Annotated in this window: 18 protein-coding genes; 10 read left to right on the top strand and 8 right to left on the bottom strand. The window is 71.1% G+C overall.

Features of this window, described 5'->3' with window-relative positions; translation table 11 throughout:
• Positions 1 to 180 precede the first annotated feature (180 nt).
• From DKM19_RS42905 to DKM19_RS42885, 6 genes are all read left to right on the top strand, one after another.
• Positions 181 to 1,197: an NAD-dependent epimerase/dehydratase family protein gene (locus DKM19_RS42905; RefSeq protein WP_110704196.1), complete on the top strand. Its 1,017-nt coding sequence runs from the start codon at positions 181 to 183 to the stop codon at positions 1,195 to 1,197.
• A gap of 300 nt (positions 1,198 to 1,497) precedes the next feature.
• Positions 1,498 to 2,178 (top strand): TetR/AcrR family transcriptional regulator, encoded by a 681-nt coding sequence (locus DKM19_RS42900; RefSeq protein WP_239513903.1) that lies wholly within the window; start codon positions 1,498 to 1,500, stop codon positions 2,176 to 2,178.
• Positions 2,171 to 3,079, top strand: coding sequence for an ABC transporter ATP-binding protein (locus DKM19_RS42895; protein ID WP_110704194.1), 909 nt, complete (start codon positions 2,171 to 2,173; stop codon positions 3,077 to 3,079). The genes DKM19_RS42900 and DKM19_RS42895 overlap by 8 nt, the downstream gene beginning before the upstream one ends.
• Complete coding sequence (locus tag DKM19_RS42890; protein WP_110704192.1) at positions 3,076 to 4,701, top strand: ABC transporter permease; 1,626 nt, start codon at positions 3,076 to 3,078, stop codon at positions 4,699 to 4,701. The genes DKM19_RS42895 and DKM19_RS42890 overlap by 4 nt, the downstream gene beginning before the upstream one ends.
• An 89-nt stretch (positions 4,702 to 4,790) precedes the next feature.
• Positions 4,791 to 4,937: a hypothetical protein gene (locus tag DKM19_RS50255; RefSeq protein ID WP_162642190.1), complete on the top strand. Its 147-nt coding sequence runs from the start codon at positions 4,791 to 4,793 to the stop codon at positions 4,935 to 4,937.
• On the top strand, positions 4,934 to 5,851 hold the full coding sequence (locus DKM19_RS42885) for an NADP-dependent oxidoreductase (RefSeq protein ID WP_204358480.1): 918 nt from the start codon (positions 4,934 to 4,936) through the stop codon (positions 5,849 to 5,851). Before DKM19_RS50255 ends, DKM19_RS42885 begins: the two co-directional genes overlap by 4 nt.
• Before the next feature lie 302 nt (positions 5,852 to 6,153).
• On the opposite strand, the gene DKM19_RS42880 is transcribed toward DKM19_RS42885, so the two are convergent.
• Complete coding sequence (locus DKM19_RS42880) at positions 6,154 to 6,963, bottom strand: class I SAM-dependent methyltransferase (RefSeq protein WP_110704190.1); 810 nt, start codon at positions 6,961 to 6,963, stop codon at positions 6,154 to 6,156.
• 439 nt (positions 6,964 to 7,402) lie between these two features.
• Here DKM19_RS42880 and DKM19_RS42875 point away from each other — a divergent pair, with 439 nt between their 5' ends.
• Positions 7,403 to 7,945, top strand: a complete 543-nt coding sequence (locus tag DKM19_RS42875) for a dihydrofolate reductase family protein (protein ID WP_110704188.1) — start codon at positions 7,403 to 7,405, stop codon at positions 7,943 to 7,945.
• 252 nt (positions 7,946 to 8,197) lie between these two features.
• Positions 8,198 to 9,514, top strand: coding sequence for a hypothetical protein (locus tag DKM19_RS42870; RefSeq protein ID WP_239513901.1), 1,317 nt, complete (start codon positions 8,198 to 8,200; stop codon positions 9,512 to 9,514).
• A 324-nt stretch (positions 9,515 to 9,838) separates the two neighbouring features.
• Here the strand turns inward: DKM19_RS42870 and DKM19_RS42865 are convergent, their stop codons facing one another.
• The 4 genes from DKM19_RS42865 to DKM19_RS42850 all read right to left on the bottom strand — a co-directional run bounded on the left by DKM19_RS42865 (position 9,839) and on the right by DKM19_RS42850 (position 13,059).
• Positions 9,839 to 10,486, bottom strand: coding sequence for a response regulator transcription factor (locus tag DKM19_RS42865; RefSeq protein ID WP_110704186.1), 648 nt, complete (start codon positions 10,484 to 10,486; stop codon positions 9,839 to 9,841).
• Between the two features lie 176 nt (positions 10,487 to 10,662).
• The gene (locus tag DKM19_RS42860; protein ID WP_110704184.1) at positions 10,663 to 11,838 is read right to left on the bottom strand and encodes a sensor histidine kinase; all 1,176 of its coding nucleotides are present in this window, start codon (positions 11,836 to 11,838) and stop codon (positions 10,663 to 10,665) included.
• Between the two features lie 141 nt (positions 11,839 to 11,979).
• A complete protein-coding gene (locus DKM19_RS42855; RefSeq protein WP_110704182.1) occupies positions 11,980 to 12,471 on the bottom strand; it encodes a hypothetical protein in 492 nt (163 codons plus the stop codon).
• A gap of 141 nt (positions 12,472 to 12,612) precedes the next feature.
• Positions 12,613 to 13,059 carry a MarR family winged helix-turn-helix transcriptional regulator gene (locus DKM19_RS42850; RefSeq protein WP_110704180.1) on the bottom strand — a complete coding sequence of 149 codons (447 nt, stop codon included), beginning with the start codon at positions 13,057 to 13,059 and terminating at the stop codon, positions 12,613 to 12,615.
• Between the two features lie 162 nt (positions 13,060 to 13,221).
• Here DKM19_RS42850 and DKM19_RS42845 point away from each other — a divergent pair, with 162 nt between their 5' ends.
• Positions 13,222 to 14,214: an Lrp/AsnC family transcriptional regulator gene (locus DKM19_RS42845; protein ID WP_110704178.1), complete on the top strand. Its 993-nt coding sequence runs from the start codon at positions 13,222 to 13,224 to the stop codon at positions 14,212 to 14,214.
• Positions 14,211 to 15,515, top strand: coding sequence for a M20/M25/M40 family metallo-hydrolase (locus DKM19_RS42840; RefSeq protein WP_110704176.1), 1,305 nt, complete (start codon positions 14,211 to 14,213; stop codon positions 15,513 to 15,515). The genes DKM19_RS42845 and DKM19_RS42840 overlap by 4 nt, the downstream gene beginning before the upstream one ends.
• A gap of 174 nt (positions 15,516 to 15,689) precedes the next feature.
• On the opposite strand, the gene DKM19_RS42835 is transcribed toward DKM19_RS42840, so the two are convergent.
• The 3 genes from DKM19_RS42835 to DKM19_RS42825 all read right to left on the bottom strand — a co-directional run bounded on the left by DKM19_RS42835 (position 15,690) and on the right by DKM19_RS42825 (position 18,969).
• Positions 15,690 to 16,523, bottom strand: coding sequence for an NAD-dependent protein deacetylase (locus DKM19_RS42835; protein WP_239513900.1), 834 nt, complete (start codon positions 16,521 to 16,523; stop codon positions 15,690 to 15,692).
• 91 nt (positions 16,524 to 16,614) lie between these two features.
• On the bottom strand, positions 16,615 to 17,874 hold the full coding sequence (locus tag DKM19_RS42830) for an amidohydrolase family protein (RefSeq protein ID WP_110704174.1): 1,260 nt from the start codon (positions 17,872 to 17,874) through the stop codon (positions 16,615 to 16,617).
• 450 nt (positions 17,875 to 18,324) lie between these two features.
• Positions 18,325 to 18,969 (bottom strand): TetR/AcrR family transcriptional regulator, encoded by a 645-nt coding sequence (locus DKM19_RS42825; protein ID WP_239513898.1) that lies wholly within the window; start codon positions 18,967 to 18,969, stop codon positions 18,325 to 18,327.
• Between the last annotated feature and the right edge of the window lie 24 nt (positions 18,970 to 18,993).

Here is an 18,993-nt window from a genome sequence, read left to right as displayed (position 1 = left end):
TAGGCAGCCTACCCGTGCGCGGCGCGGGCGTTGACCTCAACGCCCGGGTGCGCGATCCACCGGCTGCCGGAACCGTACGTCGAAGGCCGGCCCTGACGTCACCTCCCGCCGGCGGGACGAAGCGGACGCGGCGCCGATCCAGCGGGCACGTGACCACCTGAATCCAAGATCGGATCTGACATGACCGAGACAGTGCTGGTGACCGGCGGCGCCGGTTACATCGCCGGCTGGTGCATCGTCGAGCTTCTCCAGCGCGGCTACCGGGTACGGGCGACCGTCCGCGACGCGTCGAAGGGGGCCGCGGTCCGGGACGCCGTCTCCACCGCCGTCGATCCGGGCGACCGGCTGACCTTCGCCGTCGCCGACCTCACCTCGGACGACGGGTGGGACGCCGCGACGGCCGGCTGCGACTACGTGCTCCACGTGGCCTCGCCTCTGGGTACGGCCGACGCGACCGACGACGCCCTGGTCGTTCCCGCCCGTGACGGCACGTTGCGCGTGCTGCGCGCGGCGACCGGGGCCGGCGTACGGCGCGTCGTCATGACCTCCGCGGCGAACGCCGCGAGCCCGTCGTCGTACGCCGAGGAAGGCATCACCGACGAAACCCTCTGGACCGATCCGGCCGACCCGACGCTCACCCCGTACCGCCGGTCCAAGACCGTCGCCGAGAAGGCGGCCTGGGACTTCATGGACGGCCACCACGGGCCGACGACCCTGACCACGGTCCTTCCCGGCGCGGTCTTCGGCCCGATTCTGACCGCCGCCAATCTCGGCTCGGTCCAGATCGTCGCGCGCATGATCGGCGGCAGGCTGCCGGGCAGCCCGCGCATCGGGCTCGAGGTCGTCGACGTGCGCGACCTCGCCGACATCCACATCCGCGCCATGACCTCACCGGAGGCGGGCGGGCAGCGATTCCTCGCCACCGGCGAGTTCGTCTGGATGCGCCAGATGGCGATCGCCCTGCGCGAGGGCCTCGGGGACGCGGGATCGAAGGTGTCGACCCGCCGGCTCCCCGACTTCCTCGTCCGCCTCACCGCGATCTTCGACAGGCCCCTGCGTTCGATCACCGTCTCCCTTGGACGCCGCAACCGGCACAGCACCGACAGGGCCAGGCGCGTCCTCGGCTGGCAGCCCCGACCGGCCGCCCAGACCGTCCTCGACTGCGCTCACAGCCTGATCGCCCATGGCATCGCCTGACCTTTCTTCCACGACGGATCGGTTGACCGCCACCGTTGACCGCCACCCAGGTTGACCGCCGTCCATTCGGGGCTTCATGGCTCGCGGACGTGTTCACGTGCCGGTTCTCGCTCGGGTGATCCCGTTCCTGGCCGGCGCGGCCCGCGCTAGCTCGCAGGACCGATCGCGTGGCCCCGTATCCGGCAGACGCCGGCAGGCTCGTCCATGCGGGGCTATACGCGTTCTTAACTTCCTATACGCTTGTGTAGCGACTTTCACAGGAATACAGTCAGCTACATGAGCGAGTAGGAGCGGGTGCCAGTGACGACGATCAGCCCAGACCCCGAGGACCTCACGGCCCGCGCCCGGATCAGAGATGCGGCGATGCTGCACTTCGGCGAGCACGGGTTCGAGCGGACCACGATCCGGGAGATCGCCGCGACCGCCGGTGTGTCCTCGGGGCTGGTGCGCCATCACTTCGGCTCCAAGCAGGAGCTGCGTGAGGCGTGCGACGCCCACCTGGTCAAGATGGTCCGCCGGCTCAACGACCAGGTCCGGGCCGACGGCGCCTATTCCGACGTGAACTACGTGGCGGCGGCCCGCGCCGCGACCAGGCCGTACCAGCAGTACATGGGCCGAGCCCTGGCCGAGGGATCGGCCGAGCCGCTGTTCGACGAGATGGTCCGGCTGACCGAGGAGTGGCTCGCCGAGGCCGACCGGAACCGTCCCGATCCTCCCGACGTCGACCTCAGGATCCGGGCGACGGTGAACACCGCGATGGCGCTGTCCGTCATGGTGATGCACCGGCACATGTCCCGGGTGGTCGGCGTCGACCTGCTCAGCCCCGAGGGCGACCAGCTGCTGTCCCGGGCCCTGATCGACGTCTACTCCCACCCGCTGATGAGCCTGGAGGACGCCGCCCTGGTGCGGGCCGCCCTCGACAAGGCCCAGCAAACCCCACCCCCACCCCCACCCTCATTCGAAGAGGACCTCGATGAATGACGCCTTAGAAGTGACCGGACTGGTCAAGGCCTTCGGCTCGACCCGAGCACTGGACGGTCTGGATCTCCACGTGCGCACCGGCGAGGTGCACGGCTTCCTGGGACCCAACGGCGCAGGCAAGACCACCACGATCCGGGTGCTGCTGGGCCTGCTGCACGCCGACTCCGGTCAGGTCAAGGTGCTCGGCGGCGACCCCTGGAAGGACGCGGTCGCGCTGCACCACCGGCTGGCCTATGTACCGGGCGACGTGAACCTGTGGCCGAACCTGTCCGGCGGAGAGGCCATCGACCTGCTCGGCGACCTGCGCGGCGGGCTGGACAAGGCCCGGCGCCAGGAGCTGATGGAACGGTTCCAGCTGGACCCGACCAAGCGCTGCCGCACCTACTCCAAGGGCAACCGGCAGAAGGTGGCGCTGGTCGCCGCGTTCGCCTCCGACGTGGAGCTGTTCATCCTGGACGAGCCCACCTCGGGACTGGACCCGCTGATGGAGGCGGCGTTCCAGCAGACCGTTCGCGAGGTGAGCGGCAGGGGCGCGACCGTGCTGCTGTCCAGCCACATCTTCTCCGAGGTGGAGGCGCTCTGCTCCCGGGTCAGCATCATCCGCGACGGCCGTACGGTCGAGTCCGGAACGCTGGCCGAGCTGCGTCACCTGACCCGCACCGCGGTCGCCGTGGAGGCCACCGAGCCGATCACCGGGCTGGACGGGCTGCCCGGCGTGCACGACCTGGTGGCCGAGGGCACGCGGGCCAGCTTCGACGTGGACTCGGCGGAGCTGCCCGGGGTGCTGCGCCACCTGGCCGCGTTCGAGGTGCACGTGCTGACGAGCCATCCGCCGACGCTGGAGAAGCTGTTCATGCGTCACTACGGCAACGGCGTGCCCGTTTCCGAGGTGTCCCGATGAGCGCCTACGCGGGCACAGGAAGGCTGATCCGGCTGGCCGCGCGCCGCGATCGCATCCAGCTGCCGGTCTGGATCCTCGCCTTGGTGGCCTTCATGGGATCCGGCGCCGCGGCCGTCGCCGACGAGTTCCCGACCGAGGCCGGCCGGATCACCGCGCTGCAGGCGGCCGGTGGCAGCCCCGCCGTGCTGCTGATGCGCGGCACTCCGGTCGGCACCGACCTCGGCGCCCTGGTGAACTTCCGCAACTTCTCCTCCCTGCTGGTCGTGATCGGGCTGATGAGCACGTTCGCGATGGTCCGGCACACCCGGCAGAACGAGGAGAACGGCCGGGCCGAGCTGATCGGCTCCGGTGTGGTGGGCCGGCACGCCGCGCTGACCGCCGCGCTGACCGTGACGATCGCCGCGAACCTGCTGCTCGGCGCGCTGGTGACCGCCACCCTGCTGGGTTCCGGCCTGGCGGTGGACGGCTCGCTGGCCTTCGGCGCCGCGTGCGCCGTGACCGGCATGGCGTTCACCGGGATCGCCGCGATCGCCGCGCAGCTGTTCCAGGGCGCCCGCGCCACGAACACCTTCGCCGCCACGGCCGTCGGGGTGGCCTTCATGCTCCGCGGCGTCGGTGACGCGCTCGGCGAACGGGCCGCGGACGGCATCCAGGTGAACAGCGCCTGGCTGTCGTGGCTGTCCCCGCTCGGCTGGGGCGCGCAGGTGCGCCCGTACGGGGACGAGCGCTGGTGGGCGCTCGCGCTGCCGGTCGCGCTGCTCGTGGTCTGCGTGGGCGTCGCCTTCGCACTGGTCGACCGGCGGGACCTGGGCGCGGGGCTGCTCCCCGACCGTCCGGGACCGGCGATCGCGTCGCGGTCGCTGCTCAGCCCGCTCGGGCTGGCCTGGCGGCTGAACCGGGGCGCGACGTACGGCTGGGTGATAGGCAGCGCCGTGTCCGGCCTGGCGATCGGCTCACTCGGCTCCGCGGTGAACGACGCGATGGCCGGCAACGAGGGCGCCTCCGAGCTGCTCGGCCAGCTCGCAGGGACGGGCGGCCCCGACCTGGTGGACGTGTTCTTCGCCGCGATGATGAACGTGTTCGGCGTGCTGGCGGCGAGCTTCGCCGTCCAGATCCTGCTGCGGTTGCGCGCGGAGGAGTCCGGCGGGCAGGCCGAGGCCGTACTGGCCACGGCGGTCGGCCGGGCCAAGTGGCTCGCCTCGCACCTGACCTGCGCGGTCGGCGGCGCTGCGGCGATGCTGGTGCTGGCCGGTGCCGGCGCCGGACTCGCCGACGCCGCCGCCGGCGGTGACACCGGCGTGGTGACGCTGGCCGGCGCCGGGCTCGCGCAGCTGCCGGCGGCGCTGGCCATGGCGGGGTTCGTGGTGCTGGTGTTCGGCGGCCTGCCCCGGCTGTCGGTCACGCTGGCCTGGGCCGGGCTGGCGATCGCGATCACCTTCGGCCTGCTCGGCGACGTGATCGGGCTGCCGCAGTCGGTGCGCGATCTGTCCCCGTTCAGCCACGTCCCGGCGATTCCCGCGGTGGCCGCCACGGCGGGGCCGATCGTGGGGCTGGTGGCGGTGGCGGCGGTGCTGACGGCGGCCGGAGCCGTCCTGTTCCGGCGCCGCGACCTGGCACTCTGATCAAAAAAGGGGGCGTTCAGCGGTAACGGCGGTTCCGATCGCCGTTACCGCCGGACGCGGACGAGAGGGACGGCCGCACGGATCTCGGAGTGCGCCTGCCGGGAGAGCTCCGCGACGTCGCGCAGTTCGGCCACCACCTGTTCGTGATCGGCAGGCCGGTCACGGCCGTCACCTCAAGGCGCGGGTGGGGCAGGCCGGGAATCATCGTTCCCGACCCGCTGTTCCAGCGGCTATGAAGGCAGTCACGATTAACGCATACGGTGAGTCCCCGCAGATCACGGAGGAGCCCGAGCCCAAGGTGGGTCCGGACTCCGTGCTCGTCCGCATCAAGGCGGCCGGGGTGAACCCGGTGGACTGGAAGATCGCGGCAGGTTTTCTCGACCAGATCATGTACGTCCACTTCCCGCTCATCCCCGGTTGGGACCTGGCCGGTGTGGTGGAACAGGTCGGCGCCTCGGTCACCGAGTTCGCTCCCGGGGATGAGGTGATCGGCTACAACCGGCAGGACACCGTGCAGCACGGCACCTATGCTGAACGGGTCGCCGCACCCGTCCGCACGCTCGCGCGCAAGCCCGCCTCGCTCAGCTGGGAGCAGGCCGCGGGTCTGCCGCTGGCCGGGCTCACCGCCTACCAGTCGCTGCGTGCCGCGGGTGTCGGGAAGGGCGACACGGTGCTGGTGCACGCGGCGGCGGGCGGTGTCGGTTCGATCGCCGTGCAACTCGCGGTCGCATGGGGCGCGCGCGTGATCGGTACGGCGAGCGAGCACAATCATGACTTCCTGCGCTCGCTGGGCGCGGAGCCCGTGGCATACGGCGATGGGCTCGTCGAGCGGGTGCGGGCGCTGGCTCCCGAGGGCGTCGACGCGGCCTTCGACTACGTCGGCGGCGATGCCATCCCCGTCTCCCTGGAGCTCGCCACGTCACCGTCTCGCGTGGTGTCCATCATCGACGGCGGGGTCAAGGAGCACGGCGGCCAGTACGTCTTCGTCCGGCCCGATGCCGCCGACCTGACCGCGCTCGGCGATCTCGTCGAAGAAGGGAAGCTCACGGTCCACGTCGGCACGGCGCTTCCGCTGTCGGAGACCGCCGAGGCGTTCCGGCTCAACGCGGAAGGTCACACGCGCGGAAAGATCGTCCTGCTGATTCCCTGAGTCCGGCCGGGTGTTCCCATTCGCCGCGACAGGGCCTCCAGAAATGCGGCAGACGTCCCCTGGAGGCCCTGTCGCGCGTCCGGAAAGGGCCGGTCAGCTGCCCTCGGGAGGGCCGAGCGGGGCCCGGTGCCGCCGACCGGCTCGCAGTCGGCCACGAGGCCGCTGGACCAGCGGCAGCGACGGTTACGACGTCTCGCACCTGCGGCACAACCGGCGACCATCCCTTGGGGCCTCCAAGCCAGAGCCCACTCTCCGCCCGGCTCGCCTCTGTCTCATCGGGGCGAGGCGGGGACAGAGGCCCGTCAGAACTCCAGCCGGTAGACGCCCGCCATCTTCTTGATGACGGGGAAGAACCTCGCCACCTTGATGAACACGCGGTAGCTCGCCCGTAGCTTCTCGAAGCCCTCGATGTCGAAGGCGCTCATGGAGGTCACGCACCGCAGCCGGGGGTCTATCGCCTCCAGATCCGCGCAGCCGTCGACGCCCCAGGAGACGGTCGCCCCCGCGGCCCGGATCACCTTGTCGTACTTCGAGATCTTGATGCCGCTGCTGCTGAGCGCGTCGAAGACGAGCTGGCCGCCGGGGAAGTGGTGCACGATCCCCCGGAAGAGCTCCTTGCCCTCCTCTTCCCTGAGGTACGGAACCAGGCCCTCGGCGACCACCAGTACGGGCAGGTCGCCGGGCACCCGGGCCAGCCAGGAGAGGTCGGTCACCGACGAGCCGATCATCTCGTAGCCCGCGCGTGGGGGATACAGCTGTCGTCGCAGGCCGATGACCTCGGGGTAGTCCACGTCGAACCACCGCACGCCCGGTCCGGGGTCGAGGCGGTAGACGCGGGTGTCCAGACCGCAGCCCAGGTGCAGCACGGTGACGTCCGGATGCGCGGCGAGGAACTCGCGGGTCCACCCGTCGAAATGTCTGCCCCTGAGCGCGACGGCGCCATGGTCGCCGCGTCGGAGGCCGACCTTGGAGAAGTCGAAGTCGATCTGTTTGACGGCTTCGACGGCCATCGTGTCGTGAAGGATGGAGCCGGGTGCCTCGGCGTCCAGCGCCCGGCCGTACAGGGTGGCGAGCATCGTGGCCTTCTCGCCGGTTAGATGGACCTTCGGCATGTGATCCACGCTACCTCCGCCGTGGATCGAGGTGGAGAGGCTCTTCGGGCCGAGGCCGTATCGGCAGCAGGTCTGGCGACGTGCTCGACGAGCCGGGGCGGTTCAGAGGGTGTGGCGGCTTGGGACCGTCGGGGTGAGCCGGTGGATGTCGTTCGAGCCCATGGGCGGATGGATATGCCGCTCGCGCCCCGCGGACTTGTCGTAGCGTTCTGGCCAGAGACCAACCGGTGGTCGAGGCGGAGACGGAGAGCGGTTGTTGGGCACGGGTGACAACGACGCGGTCGTGGCCGCCACGCGGGCGGGTGGCGAGTCCGCGTTCGCGGCGCCGGCCGAGCGTTGTCGCAGAGAGCCGACGTACCGATGAGTTTTCGCGCGATCCGCCGTCTCAACGGGGGGCCAACGGGGGTCAGCAGAAAATTGATCTTGATGGAGGTAGGCCATGGGTAAGGTGCTGTACTCGGTCACCATGTCGCTGGACGGTTTCATCGCCGGTCCAGGTGGTGACATGTCCTGGTTGACCGAGCACATCGGGCCCAACCCGACGGTGGACGCGTTGATCGGCGACATCGGCGCGCTTCTCGTCGGCAACCGCACCTTCCGCGGCGACGACCCGCACCGGGACACGGACAGGGAGGGCAAGCCGTTCGGCGGGGGATGGGACGGACCGCAGTTCGTGCTCACCCACCACGCGCCCCACACCCCGGTGCCGGGTGTCACCTTCGTCGGTGACCTCGACAGCGGCGTCGCCGCGGCCAGGGCCGCCGCGGGTGACAAGTACGTCAACGTGCTCGGCGCGAGCATCGCCCGGCAGTGCGTCGAGGCCGGCGTGCTCGACGAGATCTTCGTGTGCGTCGCGCCCGTCCTGCTCGGCGACGGCGTCCGGCTGTTCGACCACCCGGGCGGGACCAACGTCAAGCTCGAACGCATCGGCCTGACCCACGCGCCGCTGGCGACGAACATCTGGCTGCGCGTCGTCCGGTAGGCCCTTCGCGCCCATCGGCCGGGTGCGTGAGCCGGCCGGGCATGCGAGCTGGTTGGGCGCGTGAGCCGGTCGGTGCCCCCTACCCACCGCCGGACTACCCGTCCAGGACGGGTGAACAGCCGGTCCGGCTGCGACGAAGGTCGCAGGGTTCGGCGACCTTCGCATGATCCGCTGGAGGGTGTTCCGTTCCTACGGTCGTCACGTGGCGGGAACGCCCGCCACGCTGGGACGAAACCCTCCGGGAGAACAACCGTGTCCGTACGTCGATCACACCTGCCGGGAGCAGTTGCGGCTCTCTGTCTCTGCGCCGCCGCCGGGACCGTAGCCGTACCGACCACACCGGCCGCCGCCGCGACCACGGCGCAGGTACGGCAGGCTCCGGCCCTCCACTCCGCCTTACCCCGGCCCATCGGTCCGAAGGCCTTCCGCTTCGCCCTGCCCGAGCCGAGCGGACCGTACGCCGTCGGCACGGTCGAGCTGCATCTGGTCGACCGGGACAGGCCCGACCCCTGGGTGGCCGGCAGGAGCAGGGAGCTCATGGTCAGCGTGTGGTACCCCGCCAAGAGGGGAGGCGGCGACCGCGCCCCTTACCTGTCGCCGCCGTTGGCCGATTACCTCGACGGGCTCACCGTCGCCCAGCTCGGGCTGGAGGAGGGCCAGGTGGACGCCGCGGAGGTCATGACCCACGCGCGGATCGGCGCCCCGCTGCGTGATCGGCGAGACCGGCCGGTCGTGCTCTACTCCCCGGGAGGCGGCAACCCGCGGCACCTCGGCACCACGCTGGTGGAGGACCTGGCCAGCCGCGGCTACGTCGTGGTGACCATGGACCACACCTATGAGACACCCGCGGTGGAGTTTCCCGGCGGCCGGGTCGCGACGCAGTCCCTGCCGAGCTCCGGTGATTCCGTCGCGCTGAACAGAAAGATGATCGACACCCGGGTCAAGGACACCCGGTTCGTGCTCGACGCCCTGGCAGAGCTGGCGGCCGGTCGCAATCCCGACGCCGAGGGACGGCGGTTGCCCAGCGGGCTCGGCCGGGCGCTCGACCTGACCAGGATTGGCATGTTCGGTCATTCCGCGGGCGGGTTCACCGCGGGCGAGGCGATGCTGACCGACAGGCGGATCGACGCCGGCGCCGACCTCGACGGCAGCATGGCCTACAGCATGACGAACGGCGTGTACGGCGAGGTGGCCGAGCGCGGGCTGGACCGGCCGTTCATGCTCATGGGCGCGGGCATGTCGAGGGACCTGCCGCACACCCACCGGGACGCGCCGGACTGGAAGTCCTTCTGGGAGCGCTCGACGGGCTGGAAACTCGATGTGTACATGGCGAAGGGGGAGCACTCGTCCTACACCGACTTCCAGTCGATCGTGCCCCAGCTCGGCAAGAGGTTCGACGTGCCGCAGAAGGTCGTGACCGACGCCGTCGGCACGGTGGACCCGGCGCGCAGCCTGCGCTCGCAGCGCGCCTACGTCACCGCCTTCTTCGACGAGCACCTGCGGGGCAGGCCCCAGCCGCTGCTCGACCGTCCCTCACCGCTCCATCCCGACGTCGAACTCGTCCCGTAAAGCCCGCGCTACGGACAACACCGGACGGCCGGCCCGTACGGACGGCGCCGGATGGTCAGCCCGTATGGACGGCGCCGGACGGATAGCGCGCACGGGCAGCGCCGGTCAGTCAGCCCGTACGGGCTGAGCCAGACGGCCGGCCCGTACGAACTGGGCCGGACGGATAGCGCGTACGGGCTGAGCCAGACGGTCAGCCTGTACGGACTGGGCCGGACAGCCGGCCCGTACGGGCTGAGCCGGACGGATAGTGCGTACGGACCGGATGAGAAGAACCGCAGATGAAGGACCGCCCGCCGGAAACGGTCCGGCGGGCGGTTCGGGCGGTCACAGCAGGCCGGCGTCGTGGACCAGGATCGCCGCCTGCACCCGGTTGCTCAGCCCGAGCTTGGCCAGCGCGCGGCTGACGTGGCTCTTCACGGTCGCCTCCGACATGGCCAGCTCGCGCCCGATCTCGGCGTTGGACAGCCCCCGCGCCACGGCCTGGACGACGTCACCCTCACGGTCGGTGAGCTGGGCGAGGCGGTCGTGCGCGAGCTTCGCCCGGTCCGGGCCTCGCTCCACGAACGTGCCGATCAGCCGCCTGGTGACCGACGGCGAGAGCATGGCCTCGCCGGCGGCGACCGTACGGACGGCGGCGGCGATCTCGAGCGGCGGGGTGTCCTTCAGCAGGAACCCGACGGCGCCGGCCCGCAGCGCCGGATGGACGTACTCGTCGAGATCGAAGGTCGTCAGCATGACGACCTTCGGCGGATCGGGCAACCGCCCGATCTCCGACGCGGCGCTCAGACCATCCTTGCCGGGCATCCGCACGTCCAGGAGCACAACGTGGGGGCGGAGCCGGATGACCGCGCCGACCGCCTCGTCACCGTCCTTCGCCTCACCGACGACCACGATGTCGCCCGCGGCCTCCAGGATCGTCCGGATGCCGGTCCGGACGAGGAACTCGTCGTCGACGACCAGAACACGGATCATGCGGTCATCTCCACGGGAGCGATCGGAACACGGGCCATGCGAAAACCTTCACGGGGCAGCCAGAACACGGAGCGTACGGGCACCTCCACGGAGGCGGTGAGAACGCGGAGGCGGTGAGAACGCGGAGGCGGTGAGAACACGGAGGCGGTGAGAACACGGGGGCGGCAGCGCACGGATCATGCGAGTGCTCCCACGGGGGCGACCGGGATCCGGGCGTGGACCTCGAACCCGCCGTCCGGTCGGGGACGGGCCTCCAGCGTGCCGCCGAGGAGTTCGACGCGCTCCCTCAGCCCGGCGAGGCCGGTCCCCGATCCGGGCAGCGCGTCGGCCCGCCGCTCCGGCGGGTCGTTGCTCACCGTCACCTTCAGGTGGTCGCCGAGATAGCGCAGCGTCACCTGGGCAGCGGCGTTCCCCGCGTGCTTGTGGATGTTGGTGAGCGCCTCCTGGACCACCCGGTAGGCGGTGCGCTCCACCGTGGACGGCAGCGCTCGCACGTCGCCCTCGTCGTGCCGGGTGACGGGGACACCCGCCGTACGCGACTGGTCCAGCAGCCGGTCGAGGTCCTCCAGCACCGGCTGCGGAGCCAGCATCGCGTCCGCCGCGTGGTACGGCGAGCGCAGCACGCCCAGCACCTCCCGCAGGTTCACCAGGGCCTCCCGCCCGATCGAGCGGAGGAGCGTGGCCGTCTCCCTGGTCGTGTCGTCAGGAGTGCTGACCTCCAGCGCCCCGGCGTGCAGCACCAGCAGCGAGATCTTGTGGGCCACGACGTCGTGCATCTCCCGCGCGATCCGGGCCCTTTCCTGCGCCCGGGCCTGCTCGGTGCGCGCCTCCTGCTCGCGTTCGAGGCGTTCGGCCCGGTCGCGCAGGGCCGAGAACGCCAGCCTGCGCGCGTCGAGCCACAACCCGGCCGTCAGCGGCAGCCCGACCAGCAGCAACGCTGTTATCACCGCGTTCCCCGAGGTCGCGGTGTTCATGGCGCGCACCCCGCCGATGTCGAGGGCGATCAGGATGCCCACTCCCATGACCGCGAGGGCCCCGGCGAGATAACCGGCGAGGTGGGCACGACGCCGGACGAGGACCGCGGCGTGGTAGGACGCCAGCAGCGGGGCCGGCCACATCGCGAGCAGGGCCCAGCCGACGGCGGCCATGGTGAACAGCGGCCAGTGGCGACGCGGGGCCAGGCCGGCGGCCACGCCCGACAGGGCCGCGACCACGAGCACGACCGGCGTTCCCACCGAGGCGCGCGTCCCCGTGAACCCCTCGGCGGAGGCCCAGGACAGCAGGAACACCGTCGTCCCGAGCATCCATGGAACGGCCGCGCGCAGGAGGGCGGTGACTCTGCTCCATCTCATACGACCGAGACTAGGCACCCCCCGCCGTCACATCGCACGACCTTCGTGAAGGGGCGCTCCTCCTTTCGTCGCAGACGCCGGTATCAGACGACCGCCGCGCCGACCCGGCGAGGCCGATGGGTTCACGTGCCGAGACCGTGCTCACCTGTAGGCTCCCGGCCGGACGATCATGAGGACCACGACGGTCGCCCACAGCAGGTTGTAGATTCCGGCGAGCATGCTCAGGGTGCGCAGCTGCCTGCCGTCGTCCGGGGTGGCGAGGGCGTCGCGTTGACGCGGATAGATCTGCAGGGCGAGCAGCCCGCCTGCGCCCACGGTGAGGATCATGGAGATGTTGATCCAGATCTCGCCCATCCGGCCCTGGACGAGGGCCAGGGCGATTCCCACAACAGGCACGACGATGCCGAAAATGCCGTATCCGCGGGTGATGCGGTGCATCGCGACGGCCACGGCCCGGTTGCGGCCTCCCGAGGTTTCCGGCTGCGGGTCGACGGGCGCGCCGACGGCGGCCGCGCTCGCCATGACGCTCGTGGTGACCGGGGCATAGCGCGGGAACAGGCTTGCCGCGACGGCCGAGCCCCCGACGAGCACGATGCCGGCGAGCACATGCAGCGACAGCAATAAACCTTCCATGAATTCTCCCCTCCACAACCTTCAGGCAGGCTGAAGCGTATCAGATGCTTCAGCCTGCCTGAAGGTTGTGATTTGTGGAGGGAAGGGCGTCCTGCCAGCGGAGGGGAAGGGGCCTACCATCTGGGCGTCCCGTCCGTCAGGTCAGCGCGGGAAACGACCTTCGAACGCGGTGCGTACGGTCTCGGCGATCTGACGCTGGATCGGGTCGGCGTCCGGGCCGAACAGCTGCTCGTCAACCTCGGCCACGGCCTTCATCGCCTCCCGCATGAGGTGCTCGCCCTCGGGGGTGATCTCGATGGCCGAGGCGGATCCGGCGCGAGCGGTGTTGTCACGGACGAGTCCGGCGCCGGACAGCGCCTTCACCGCCGTATGGACGCTCTGGACGGTGATCCCGGACATGCGCGCCAGGTCGCTGAACGACGCGCCGGGCACGCCGGTGATGTGCCCGAGCAGACCGAGCCTGCTGACCGTCAGCCCGAGCGGCGCGAGGGCGGCGCCGAGCTGGGACTCGATCCGGTGCGCCAGCGTGAGCAGCACGATGGAGGGGCTGGTCGCCGGCGGACCTGGAAGGGCGTTCTCGGTAGTCACCCCCTCAGTCTCCCGGATGGCGGTGTCGCGGCGTAGGCTCCCTCGGCCGCCCCGCCGAGGCGGGACAGGTGAGGTCTCGGGTGGCCTACCGCGCGACTCGATGATAGAAATGGTCAAACATCTCCAGATCTCTTTATATTTGCGACACAAAGACGAGCCTTCGTGACTGCTTTGGATGTTCTCGACCGCCGCCTGGTCGCGGCCCTTCAGGTCAGCCCCCGCGCGACCTGGGGTGAGATCGGCGGCGCCGTCGGTGAGAACGAACGGACCGTGGCCCGTCGCCTCCAACGGCTCCTGTCCACCGGGGCCGTACGGGTCACCGCCATCCTCGACGAGCTGCGCTGCGGGCTCGGCACGCCGGTCCACCTGCACGTCCAGGTCAGGCCCTGCACGGTCGAGCAGGTCGCCGAGGCCCTTTCCCAGCGGCCGGACACCCGCTCGGTCTACGGGGTCACGGGAAGCGCCGACGTCGGCTGCGAGCTGGTGGTCCCCTCCAGGGAACTCCTGCACGACGTCCTGACCGCGCAGATTCCCGCCACACCGGGGATCACCCAGACCCAGACCCAGGTCGTGCTGTACGCCTTCCAGACGGTGGCCGAGTGGCACGCGCCGTACCTAACGGAGGAGCAGGTCACGCTCCTGAGGGCCACGGCTCCGCCGTCGGCCGGCCCGCCGCCGGAACGGGTCGAGCTGACCGCGGCCGAGAGGGACGTCGTCGCGCTGCTGGCCGCCGACGGACGCATCGGTTTCACCGCGATCGCCGAGCGGCTGGACCTGTCCGTGCCGACCGCCCGCCGCCGGGTCACGGCGCTCCTCGATCGCGGGGTCGTGCACCTGCGCGCGGAGGTGGAGCCCATGCTGCTCGGCCTGGAGGTGGAGGCCCAGCTCTGGCTCTCGGTCCGCGCCCACGGCCTGGACAGGGTGGGCAGGACGCTCGCCGCGCACCCGAGCGTGCGTTACTGCGCCGCCACCTCGGGCGCCCACACCATGATCGTTCAGGTCGCCGTGGCCCACGAGACGGAGCTCTACCGTTTCCTCACCACGGTCCTCGGCCCGCTCGACGACGTCACCGACGTCAACGTCACCCTCATCACCCGTGCCTACAAGCGTGGACACCTGCGCAAGTCGGGCCTGCTCACCCTGGAGTACGAATGACCCCCGCCGAGACCGAGGTAGCAGAGCTCTGCGCCGAGCTCATCCGCGTCGACACCAGCAACTACGGGGACGGCAGCGGCCCCGGCGAGCGCGCCGCGGCCGAGGTCGTCATGGCCAGGCTCGCGGAGGTCGGCGTGGAGGCGACCTACGTGGAGAGCGCGCCGACCCGCGGCAACGTCGTGACCAGGATCGAGGGCTCCGACCCCGGCCTGCCCGCGCTGCTGGTCCACGGTCACCTCGACGTCGTGCCCGCCAACGCCGCCGACTGGACCGTCGACCCGTTCAGCGGGGAGATCAAGGACGGCTACATCTGGGGCCGGGGCGCGGTCGACATGAAGGACATGGACGCCATGATGCTGGCGGTCCTGCGGCAGATGGTCACCGAGGGCCGTAAGCCCAGGCGCGACATCGTCTTCGCCTGGCTGGCCGACGAGGAGGCCGGCGGCGAGCACGGGGCCAAATACCTCACCTCCAAGCACCCGGAGCTGTTCGACGGGGTCGACAACGCCATCAGCGAGGTCGGCGGTTACTCCCTGGAGGTCGATCCCTCGCTGCGGCTCTACCTGATCGAGACGGCGCAGAAGGGCCTGGCCTGGATGCGGCTGGTCGCCGACGGCACCGCCGGGCACGGCTCCATGCTCAACGCGGACAACGCGGTCACCGAGGTCGCCAAGGCGGTGGCCAGGATCGGCTCGTACGAGTGGCCGCTCACGCTGACGCCGACCGTGCACCGGTTCCTCTCCGAGGTGGCCGACGCCTTCGGCCTGCCCTTCGACCCGGAGAACCCGGCGCCGATCATCGACGCCATCGGCCCGCTGGCCAAGTTCGTCGGAGCGACCCTGCACCACACGGCCAACCCGAGCATGCTCTCCGCGGGCTACAAGGCGAACGTCATCCCCGGCCAGGCCAGCGCCGTGGTGGACGGCCGGTTCCTGCCCGGCCTGGAGGACGACTTCTTCGCCACGGTGGACAAGCTGCTCGGGCCGAACGTCCGGCGCGAGCAGCTCGTCCACGACATCGCGCTGGAGACGACGTTCGACGGCCCGCTGGTCGAAACGATGATCTCGGTGCTGAAGGAGGAGGACCCGACCGCCCGCGTGGTGCCGTACTGCCTGTCCGGCGGCACCGACAACAAGACGTTCTTCGCCGACCTGAACATCCGGGGGTTCGGGTTCGTCCCGCTGCGGCTGCCCGCCGAGATGGACTTCGCCGGGATGTTCCACGGCGTGGACGAGCGGGTGCCCGTGGACGCGCTGCAGTTCGGCACGCGGGTCCTCGACCGGTTGCTGATGACCTACTGAGACACGCGCCGGTGGGCCCCACAGGGGCGGGCCCATCGGCGCGGATGCGCCGGAGCGCAACGCGGCGGGTTCACCGGTTCGGGTGCTTCGGTGGGCTTGTGCGGCTCACCGGTTCGGGTGCGCCGGTGGCCCCTGCCCCGGGGGCGGGCTCATCGGCCCCCGGCGAGCCGGCGGTCAGGCCCTCGCGTCGACGAGGCGGACCAGCTCCGGAAGGACCGTGCCCAGCGGGGCGTCGACGGTGAGCGTCGCGTAGTCGTCGCCACGGGTCGGGCCCTGGTTGACGATCGCCACGGGGATGCCGAGCTTCGCGGCGCGCAGTACGAACCGGCGGCCCGACATCACCGTCAACGACGAGCCGAGAACCAGGAGCAGGCGAGCCCCTTCCACGAGGTCGAAGCACTCGCGCACCCGCTCCGCCGGGACGGTCTCCCCGAAGAAGACGACGTCGGGCTTCAGCACCCCTCCGTCGCACGCCCGGCAGCCGACCACCTGGAACCCGTCGATCTCCTCGTCATGGAGGTCGGCGTCACCGTCGGGGTTGACCGCGGTGGCCAGGGCGCCGAACTCCGGATTGGCCTCGGTCAGGCGCCGGTCCAGCTCCTCCCGCGGGCTCAGGTCGCCGCAGCCCAGGCAGACCACGTCATGCAGGCTGCCGTGCAGCTCGACGACCGCCTGGGCGCCGCCCGTCTGGTGCAGGCCGTCGACGTTCTGCGTCACGATGCCGGTCACCAGGTCCCGCCGCTGGAGCTGCGCGACCGCGTGGTGGCCGCTGTTGGGCGTCGCCCGGGTCATCGTCCGCCACCCGACAAAGCTCCGGGCCCAGTAACGTCGCCTGGCCACCGGGTCGCCGACGAACGCCTGGTAGGTCATCGGAGTGTTCCGTTTCAGGGCGCCGCTCGGCCCCCGGTAGTCGGGAATCCCCGACTCCGTCGATATCCCGGCTCCGCTCAGCACCACGACGTCGCCCGCGGCCAACAGCTTCGCCAGCATGTTCGTACCCTCGCTCACCCCTCCATGCTGCCTCACCGCTCATACCGGGCGAGCCTCAGGCCCCCCGTCAAGCGGCGCCGCCTTGATCTCTCCGAATCGCCGGACGGGCTCATCGGGAGGAGATCACCCTGCCCGCCTGGACGACGTGGCGGATGTGCTTCGGCTCGGCGAGGACCCCGATGTCCCGCAGGGGGTCGCCGTCGAGGACGAGCAGGTCGGCGTGGGCGCCCACGGCGAGCGTGCCGATCTGGCCCGCCATGCCGACGAGGTCCGCCGCGTTGACGGTCGCCGAGCGGATCACGTCGAGGGGCTCCTGCACCTCGCGGCGCAGACGGAACTCCTGGTTCTGGTGCCGGTGCATGCCGCCGAGCAGGTCGGTCCCGAAAACCAGCCGCACCCCGCCGCGCGCCGCGCGCTCCAGCGCCTCGACACCCGCGCCGAGCACCGCGTCGACCTTGTGCCAGCTGGACTCCGGCAGCCCGAAGGACATGCCCTCCTCCTTGAGCGCCCAGTAGGTCACCAGGGTCGGCACGAGGTAGGCGTCGTGCCGCAGGAACAGCTCCACGCTGCGGTCGTCGAGCAGGTTGCCGTGCTCGACGGACCGTACGCCCGCCTCCAGCGCGCGGTTGACGGCCCGCGCGGTGTAGGCGTGCGCGGCGACGTAGCGGTTGGCCGCTCCGGCCTCGTCGACGATCGCCCGTAGCTCGTCCATGGAGTACTGGGTGGAGTCGATCCGATCGGTGGGCGAGCTGACGCCCCCGGACGCCATGACCTTGATGTGGTGGGCGCCCTTGCGCAGCTCGTCACGGGCGGCGACGCGGACCGCGTCCACCCCGTCGGCGACCCGGCCGAGACCGGCGCAGCACGGGTGGTCGTCGTGCCTGTCCGTACCGCGGTCGCGCACGTCGCCGTGACCACCCGTCTGGCTCAGCGCCTTGCCGCAGAACAGCAGCCGAGGCCCACGGATCAGGCCCTCGGCCTGCGCGTCGGCGAGCCCGTAGTCGGCGCCGGAGGCGTCGCGGACCGTGGTGAAACCACGATCGAGCATCTGCCCCATGATCCGCGCGCTGTGCGCGGCGACGTAGGACGGGGACAGCGAGGTGAGGGCTCCGAGGTCGGCGGTGCACGCCGTGACGTGCACGTGCGCGTCGATCAGGCCGGGAACGACCACGGCGCCGTCGACGTCGATCACTCGCGCGTCCGGCGCGGTCAGGCCGTGGCCGGCCTCGACGACCCGGCCGTCCTCGCAGCGCAGGTCGCCCTCGGTGTAGTCACCGCTGACCACGTCGAGGACCAGGGCGTTGCGCAGAAGTAGGCTCACGTGCGACCTCCGTGGATCTGCCGGTCCGGTACCGGGCGTACAAACCATGACGTTGCCACATCGGTCGGCGGGGTTCGCGTCGATTGTCGTCCGTGCCCCGCCGTCGGGGGCCGTGCGGCTCGCTGTCGTCCATGCCCACTGCCTGTCTGTACGGGGCTCCGTACCGGTCGTTGTCCGTATTCCGTTCCCGGTTCGCATGGCCGTGGCAGGCCCCCTACCTGCGGCGACCTCGATTTTCCCGCCAGACCAATCCGATCGGGCGGCCGGTGCGTATCTCCTGGTGCCGGGACGACAGGGTGCCGGTGTTTCGCTGAGGACAGATCACTGCGCGGCGCGATGGGAGGTACGGCCCGGGAGGGGGCCGCGTGGCTCGGAAGCTGGAGGGCTCCGAGCCACGCGGCTCCTTTCTCTTGTGCGTGAGTGCCTTCCGGGCGGCCTGTTCCGCTCACACGAGAGGGCTTTTTCCAAGGGGCCTGCCCTCTCACGCGTGCGCTTCCCTTACAGGTGGGCGCCCCCTCCGGCGCCGGGAGCGGGATGGCCGCCCTTCTCGCCGAGGAGACGGGCGGTCGAGGGGCGGGGGAGCGGCTCGGCCGATGGGCGGATGCCGTCCAGGAGGAGCGCCAGGTAGCGCCTCTGGTCGGCGTCGTCGTGGTCCGCCCGGTAGCCGGTCGCCAGCACCATCACCACGATCGCCGCCAGGTCGCGGACCAGCAGGTCGGCACGGACCAGCCCGCGCCGCTGGGCGTCGGCCAGCACCTCGCCGAGCGGCTCCGCGAACCGTTCGGCGATGGCGACCGTGAACGCGCCGACCTCCCGCGCGGCGGTGAGGAGGGACTGATGGGCTGCCAGCGTGTCGATGATGGAGCCCAGCGCCTCGGCCAGCCCCCGGCGGGGGTCGGCGGCCTCGCGGGCGGCCAGGGCGAGGGGCTCCACCTCTTCGGCGAAGTACGTCTCGAAGCAGGCCCGGATCACACCGTCGCGGTCACCGAACCGCCGGTAGACGGTGGCGATCCCGACGCCGGCCCGGCGAGCGATCTCCTCCAGGGGGACGGCCACGCCGGACTCCCGCAGAGCCGCGATCGCCGCCCGGACGATCCTGTCGGAGTTGCGCAGAGCATCGGCTCGGGGTCGGTGCTCCGGCACGTGTCGAACGCTAGCAGCTCGCAT

It is taken from the genome of Streptosporangium sp. 'caverna', from assembly GCF_003203775.1.
GTDB classification, from domain to species: Bacteria; Actinomycetota; Actinomycetes; order Streptosporangiales; family Streptosporangiaceae; genus Streptosporangium; species Streptosporangium subroseum.
This window is presented reverse-complemented; position numbering and strand designations above follow the sequence as displayed.